Genomic DNA, 6,578 nt, shown 5'->3' with positions numbered 1-6,578 from the left:
GTTTACCCGTAATCGGGTGACACCACGAGAGCGGAACAGTCGGAGGAATGATCCGACTGCCCACAGCGTCCTCGCTGTGTGTATTTCAAAGGAACCTCAACCTGAACCGGAAGAAACGGTCAGGCCGGAGGTATCAACATATCTGGCGTTGACTTTTGGCACGCTGTTGAGTTCTCAAGGAACGGACGCTTCCTTTGTACTCACCCTCTCGGGCTTTCCTCCGGGCGCCTCCCTTCGGTCTTGCGTTTCCGACTCTATCAGATCTTTCCGATCCGATTTCCTCGGTGCTTTCCAGGTTCCCGCTTTCGCGTTTCCCTTTCCGGCGCTTCCGACTTTATCAGAGATTCTGAGTCGGAATTCCCGCCCTCCGGGGCCGGCTCCGATGCACGAAGTGATCGGGTGCCCGCCCGAGCGGAGATGTAAACGTACTGGAGCGGGGCGCCTCGATGCAAATCGAGGCGCCCCGCTCCTGGTTGACGCTGCCGGAGATCCGACGGACCGTCAGACCTCCACCACGACGGGCAGGATCATCGGCCGTCGCCGGTAGGTGTCCGAAACCCACTTGCCGAGGGTCCGACGCACCAGCTGCTGAAGCTGGTGGGGCTCGACCACGCCGTCCTGGGCCGAACGCTCCAGCGCCTCGGTGATCTTGGGGAGCACCGCCGTGAAGGCGGAGTCCTCGATGCCCGAGCCGCGGGCCTGGACGTGCGGGCCCCCGGTGATCTTGCCGGTGGACGAGTCGATGACCACGAAGACCGAGATGATGCCCTCGTCCCCGAGGATCTTCCGGTCCTTGAGGGCCGGCTCGCCGACGTCGCCGACGGAGAGCCCGTCGACGTAGACGTAACCCGCCTGCACCTTGCCGGCGATCTTCGCCTTGCCCTGGACGAGGTCGACGACGACGCCGTCCTCGGCGATGACGATGCGGTCGTGCGGAACGCCGGTGAGGGCGCCCAGCTCGGCGTTGGCCCGCAGGTGGCGCCATTCGCCGTGGACCGGCATGAGGTTCTTCGGGCGGCAGATGTTGTAGAAGTACAGCAGCTCGCCGGCCGAGGCGTGGCCCGAGACGTGGACCTTGGCGTTGCCCTTGTGGACGACGTTGGCGCCCCAGCGGGTCAGGCCGTTGATCACGCGGTACACCGCGTTCTCGTTGCCCGGGATGAGGGACGAGGCCAGGATCACCGTGTCGCCGTTGACGATGCGGATCTGGTGGTCCCGGTTGGCCATGCGGGACAGCGCGGCCATCGGCTCGCCCTGGGAGCCGGTGCAGACCAGGACCACTTCGCTGTCCGGCAGGTCGTCGAGGGTCTTGACGTCCACGACGAGGCCCGGCGGGACCTTGAGGTAGCCGAGGTCCCGGGCAATGCCCATGTTGCGGACCATGGAGCGGCCGACGAAGGCGACCCGGCGGCCGTACTCGTGCGCGGCGTCCAGGATCTGCTGGATGCGGTGGACGTGGCTGGCGAAGCTCGCCACGATGATCCGCTTGCGGGCTCCGGCGAAGACCTGGCGCAGGACGTTGGAGATGTCCCGCTCCGGCGGGACGAAGCCCGGGACCTCGGCGTTGGTCGAGTCGGACAGGAGGAGGTCGATGCCCTCCTCGCTGAGCCGCGCGAAGGCGTGCAGGTCGGTCAGGCGGCGGTCCAGCGGGAGCTGGTCCATCTTGAAGTCGCCGGTGTGCACGACCATGCCCGCCGGCGTGCGGATGGCGACGGCCAGCGCATCCGGGATGGAGTGGTTGACCGCGACGAACTCGCAGTCGAAGGGACCGACGCGTTCGCGGTGTCCCTCCGCCACCTCCAGGGTGTACGGGCGGATGCGGTGTTCCTGGAGCTTGGCCTCGATGAGGGCGAGGGTCAGCTTGGAGCCGATCAGCGGGATGTCCGGCTTCTCGCGCAGCAGGAAGGGGACGCCGCCGATGTGGTCCTCGTGACCATGGGTGAGGACGATGCCCTCGATGTCGTCGAGGCGGTCCCGGATGGACGAGAAGTCCGGCAGGATCAGGTCGATTCCGGGCTGCTCCTCCTCGGGGAAGAGCACTCCGCAGTCGACGATCAGCAGACGGCCGTCGTACTCGAAGACCGTCATGTTGCGGCCGATTTCGCCCAGGCCGCCGAGGGGGGTGACCCGGAGGCCTCCCTTGGCGAGCGCCGGGGGCCGGCCCAGTTCAGGGTGCGGATGACTCAAAAGACTCTCCTCACCACACGCGCCACGTACCGGAGGGCACGTGGCGCGCGTGACGTTCGTGCAGAAGCAGTTGTCGAATGGGGTGCGGGCACCGGTGGCCCGCCTATTCAGTTGTGAAGTCCGTGCGGCCGTGCGGTGGTGCGAAAGTCTGTTGTCAGAGCTGTACCCCGCCGGCGGCAAGATCGATCTTGAGCTGGTCGGTCTCCTCGGGCACGAGACCGACCATCGGTGCGCGCAGCGGTCCGGCGGGCAGTCCCTGGAGGGCGAGCGCGGCCTTGGCGGTCATCACGCCCTGGGTGCGGAACATGCCGGTGAAGACCGGGAGCAGCTTCTGGTGGATCTCCAGTGCCTTCTGTACGTCACCGGCGACGTGCGCGTCCACCATGGCGCGCAGTTCGGGGGTGACGACATGGCCCACGACGGAGACGAAGCCGACGGCGCCCACGGAGAGCAGCGGCAGGTTCAGCATGTCGTCGCCGGAGTACCAGGCGAGGCCGGAGCGGGCGATGGCCCAGCTGGCGCGGCCGAGGTCGCCCTTGGCGTCCTTGTTCGCGACGATCCGGGGGTGCTCCGCGAGGCGGACCAGGGTCTCGGTGTTGATCGGGACGCCGCTGCGGCCGGGGATGTCGTAGAGCATGACCGGCAGCTCGGCGGCGTCGGCGATCGTCGTGAAGTGCAGGTAGAGGCCCTCTTGCGGGGGCTTGTTGTAGTACGGCGTGACCAGCAGGAGGCCGTGGGCTCCGGCGCGCTCGGCGGCGCGGGCCAGCTCGATGCTGTGCTGGGTGTTGTTGGTGCCGACGCCGGCGACGACGTGGGCCCGGTCGCCGACTGCCTCCAGGACGGCTCGTACGAGGTCCGTTTTCTCCGCGTCGCTGGTGGTGGGGGACTCGCCGGTGGTGCCGTTGACGATCAGGCCGTCGTTGCCTGCGTCCACCAGGTGGGTGGCGAGCCGCTGGGCGCCGTCGAGGTCGAGTGCGCCGTCCGCCGTGAAGGGCGTGACCATGGCGGTGAGGACCCGCCCGAAGGGGGTCTGCGGAGTGGAGGTCGGAGCCATGGGTTACACGCTACTCGTTGCTCAGGGCGGGGTCTGCCTTAGGGCCCGTCGGGACGAAGGAGGATCCCGGCACTGCCTGCTCGGGGGTTCAAGCAGTGCCGGGTCCCTTTGATCAGGCTAGATGAAGGTCTACAAACGTCGCAATACGGACACTTCGCACGGCTGATGCGTACATGTGTGCCCGGCCCCGGGCAGGCTACGGGGCGACGCGGCCGTTGGCGTTGAACGCGGCGTGGGTGAGCGGCATCAGCCGGGCCCACTCCGCCTCCATCTTCTCGCCGACCATCTCGATCTCCCGCTGCGGGAAGGAGGGCACCTTCGCCAGCTCGTGCTGGGTGCGCAGGCCCAGGAAGTGCATCAGCGAGCGGGCGTTGCAGGTGGCGTACATCGAGGAGTACAGGCCGACGGGGAGCACCGCGCGGGCCACCTCGCGGGCGACGCCGGCGTCGAGCATCCGGCGGTAGGTCGCGTAGGCCTGGCGGTAGGAGTCCTCCATGGCGCCGCCCACCAGCTCGTACTGCTCCGGACTGCCCTCGACGAAGACGTACTTGCCGGGGCGGCCCTGCTGGACGAGCTTGCGGGAGGTGTCCGGGACGTAGAAGACCGGCTGCAGCTCCCGGTAGCGGCCCGATTCCTCGTTGTACGACCAGCCGACGCGGTGCCGCATGAACTCGCGGAAGACGAAGATCGGGGCGCTGATGAAGAAGGTCATCGAGTTGTGCTCGAACGGGCTGCCGTGCCGGTCCCGCATGAGGTAGTTGATCAGGCCCTTGGAGCGCTCCGGGTCCTTGTCCAGCTCCGCCAGGGACTGCTCCCCGACGGTGGAGACGCGGGCGGCGAACAGCACGTCGGAGTCGGTCGCACTGTTCTTGACCAGCTCGACGGTGACGTCGCTACGGAGTTCGATCTTGGAATCGTCGGGGGGTGTGTCGGTCACGGTGTGCAGGGCCTTCCCGTCTCGGCATGTGGCGGGGCCACTCTACGGCCCCCTCGTATCGGGGCTTTCAGTGCCGTGCCGCAATGAAGTCGGTGAAACAGGGCACCTGGAGGGGCGTTCGTTCGTCTGTATGAGTAACAGCGAAGCACCAAGTCCCGGAAGGGAGACGCAGCTCCATGATCCGCCGGCGTGAACCCGTGCCGTTCGCCTTCGTCGCCGAAGCCGACAGGTTCCGCAGCAATGTCACACCCCCGCCCCGCGAGCGGGCGTCCTTCGGCCAGCAGGCCGGGCGATGGCTGCTCGGTCTCACCCTGGTCGCCGGGATCGCGGGCTCCCTGCTGATCGGGATGCCCGCCCTGTCCACCGACCAGCCCGCGCCGCACAAGCAGCCGTCGCAGGCGTCCGAGGGACGCTAGACGGACCGGGGACGGCCGGGCGGACTCCGTCCGGACCCCCGAGAGTGGTGAGCGGAGACACAGGTCGGTAGCCTCACCGGGCACAGCACTTGCCATGGAACGAGTGAGGACCAGCCGTGCCCCTGCCCTTCCTGACCGCCGACCGCGCCTTCGACGCGGCCGACGACGTCGCGCTGCCGTACGACGACCGCGACCTGTGGCGCCGGCCCTACCGGCCGGGGCCCTGGCGGGTGGGGGCGGCCGCGGTACTGCTGCTACTCGCCTCGTTCGTACTGTTCGCGGCGGTCATCATCGCCGCGACGGGCACGCTGTCCTCGGCCGGCGTCGTCTTCGGCATCGCGGCCGTCGTCATCGCCTGCGCCCTGCGGATGCTGCGCATGGGCGTGTGGGTGAGCGCGCACGGGGTGCGGCAGGTGGGCTTCCCCGGCACCCGCACGGTCGCCTGGCAGCAGGTGGCCAGCGTGCGCACCGTGCAGCAGCCGGTGCGCTGGCTCGGGCTGCCGCGCACGGTGCAGGGGCAGGCGCTGCTCCTGGTCCGGCAGGGCCGGTCCGCCGAGCCGCTGCCGCCGCTGCTGACCACGCACAACGCCGACTTCCTCGCCCGTGACGGCGCCTTCGACCGGGCGGCCGACGCCGTGGAGGCCTGGGCCGCCGAGTACCGGCGGGACTGAGCTGCGAGAACGGCGAATGCCGGGGCCCCGACCGCGGCGGTGCGGTCGGGGCCCCGGCATTCGCCGTCTGTTCAGGCCGCCTGGACGGGCTTGCCGTCGTGCAGGGCGATCGCCCGCTGCATCGCCTTGCGGGCCCGCGGGGTGTCCCGGGCGTCGTGGTAGGCGACGGCGAGCCGGAACCAGCTGCGCCAGTCGTCCGGGGCGTCCTCCGTCTCGGCCTTGCGCAGGGCGAAGACCTCGTCCGCGGACTCCCGGTCCACCCGGCCGCTGGGGGCGCGCTTCAGGTCGTCCACGGGCAGCCCGCCCTCGGCGTCGAGTTCGGCGGCGAGCCGGTTGGCCCTGCGGACGAACTGGGTGTTCTTCCAGAGGAACCAGACGCCGATGACCGGCAGGATCAGCACCGCGACGCCGAACGCGACGGTCAGGGGCGTGCCGGCCTCGATGAGCATCACGCCGCGGCCGCCGGCCAGGACGAAGTAGAAGACCAGGACGGCGGCGGTGACGAGGTAGGAGATCTTCGCGCGCATGGGTCAGGGGCTCAGTTCAGGTCCAGGAAGTGTTCCAGGCCGAACGTGAGGCCCGGGGTGGTGACCACCCTGCGGGCGCCCAGCAGGATGCCCGGCATGAAGCTGCTGTGGTGCAGGGAGTCGTGCCGGACGGTGAGGGTCTCGCCCTCGCCGCCGAGCAGGACCTCCTGGTGGGCGAGGAGGCCGCGCAGGCGGATCGCGTGGACCGGGACGCCGTCCACGTCCGCGCCGCGGGCACCGTCGAGGGCGGTGGCAGTGGCGTCGGGCGCCGGGGCGGAGCCTGCCTTCTGCCGGGCCTCGGCGATGAGCTGGGCGGTGCGGGTGGCGGTGCCGCTGGGGGCGTCCACCTTGTTCGGGTGGTGCAGCTCGACGACCTCGACGGACTCGAAGTACGGGGCGGCGAGCTGCGCGAACTTCATGGTGAGTACGGCGCCGATGGAGAAGTTGGGCGCGATGAGGACGCCCGTCTCCGGGGAGGCGTCGAGCCAGGAGTGCAGCCGCGTCAGCCGCTCGTCGGTCCAGCCGGTGGTGCCGACGACGGCGTGGATGCCGTGGCCCACGCAGTACTCGAGGTTGTCCATCACCGAGTCGGGGGTGGTCAGCTCGACGGCGACCTGGGCGCCGGTGCCGGCCAGCGTGTCCAGGCTGTCGTCCCGGCCGAGGGCCGCGACCAGTTCCATGTCCTCGGCGGCCTCGACCGCCCGTACCGCCTCGGAGCCGATCCGGCCCCTGGCACCGAGGACGGCCACGCGCAGCTTGCTCATGTCTCTTGCTTCCTTACCGGGG

The 6,578-nt window shown here is 69.4% G+C and carries 7 protein-coding genes; 2 read left to right on the top strand and 5 right to left on the bottom strand.

Going from position 1 to position 6,578, the window contains the following annotated elements; genetic code table 11:
* Positions 1–501: 501 nt before the first annotated feature.
* The 3 genes from IE108_RS25015 to thyX form a co-directional block, all read right to left on the bottom strand.
* A complete protein-coding gene (locus IE108_RS25015) occupies positions 502–2,187 on the bottom strand; it encodes a ribonuclease J (protein WP_064730131.1) in 1,686 nt (561 codons plus the stop codon).
* A 154-nt stretch (positions 2,188–2,341) separates the two neighbouring features.
* Positions 2,342–3,241 carry a 4-hydroxy-tetrahydrodipicolinate synthase gene (gene dapA, locus IE108_RS25010; protein WP_064730130.1) on the bottom strand — a complete coding sequence of 300 codons (900 nt, stop codon included), beginning with the start codon at positions 3,239–3,241 and terminating at the stop codon, positions 2,342–2,344.
* Positions 3,242–3,437: 196 nt separating this feature from the next.
* Entirely contained in the window at positions 3,438–4,178 is a 741-nt protein-coding gene (gene thyX / locus IE108_RS25005; RefSeq protein WP_064730129.1) for an FAD-dependent thymidylate synthase, read from the bottom strand.
* 176 nt (positions 4,179–4,354) lie between these two features.
* Here thyX and IE108_RS25000 point away from each other — a divergent pair, with 176 nt between their 5' ends.
* On the top strand, positions 4,355–4,594 hold the full coding sequence (locus IE108_RS25000; RefSeq protein ID WP_064730128.1) for a hypothetical protein: 240 nt from the start codon (positions 4,355–4,357) through the stop codon (positions 4,592–4,594).
* Between the two features lie 116 nt (positions 4,595–4,710).
* The gene (locus IE108_RS24995) at positions 4,711–5,265 is read left to right on the top strand and encodes an SCO5741 family PH domain-containing membrane protein (RefSeq protein ID WP_064730127.1); all 555 of its coding nucleotides are present in this window, start codon (positions 4,711–4,713) and stop codon (positions 5,263–5,265) included.
* 71 nt (positions 5,266–5,336) lie between these two features.
* Here the strand turns inward: IE108_RS24995 and IE108_RS24990 are convergent, their stop codons facing one another.
* Together IE108_RS24990 and dapB are read right to left on the bottom strand one after the other, a co-directional pair.
* A complete protein-coding gene (locus tag IE108_RS24990) occupies positions 5,337–5,792 on the bottom strand; it encodes a tetratricopeptide repeat protein (RefSeq protein ID WP_064730126.1) in 456 nt (151 codons plus the stop codon).
* 11 nt (positions 5,793–5,803) lie between these two features.
* Positions 5,804–6,556: a 4-hydroxy-tetrahydrodipicolinate reductase gene (gene dapB, locus IE108_RS24985; protein ID WP_064730125.1), complete on the bottom strand. Its 753-nt coding sequence runs from the start codon at positions 6,554–6,556 to the stop codon at positions 5,804–5,806.
* Positions 6,557–6,578 lie beyond the last annotated feature (22 nt).

Source organism: Streptomyces parvulus, assembly GCF_014648855.1.
GTDB classification, from domain to species: Bacteria; Actinomycetota; Actinomycetes; order Streptomycetales; family Streptomycetaceae; genus Streptomyces; species Streptomyces parvulus.
The sequence above is the reverse complement of the archived record's forward strand: the minus strand, read 5'-3'. Positions and strand labels throughout refer to the sequence as shown.

Bases quoted from the DNA above. Each gene is read 5' to 3' on its own strand.
- dapA (WP_064730130.1), bottom strand. From the start codon at position 3,241: ATGGCTCCGACCTCCACTCCGCAGACCCCCTTCGGGCGGGTCCTCACC.
- IE108_RS25000 (WP_064730128.1), top strand. From the start codon at position 4,355: ATGATCCGCCGGCGTGAACCCGTGCCGTTCGCCTTCGTCGCCGAAGCC.
- dapB (WP_064730125.1), bottom strand. From the start codon at position 6,556: ATGAGCAAGCTGCGCGTGGCCGTCCTCGGTGCCAGGGGCCGGATCGGC.
- IE108_RS24990 (WP_064730126.1), bottom strand. From the start codon at position 5,792: ATGCGCGCGAAGATCTCCTACCTCGTCACCGCCGCCGTCCTGGTCTTC.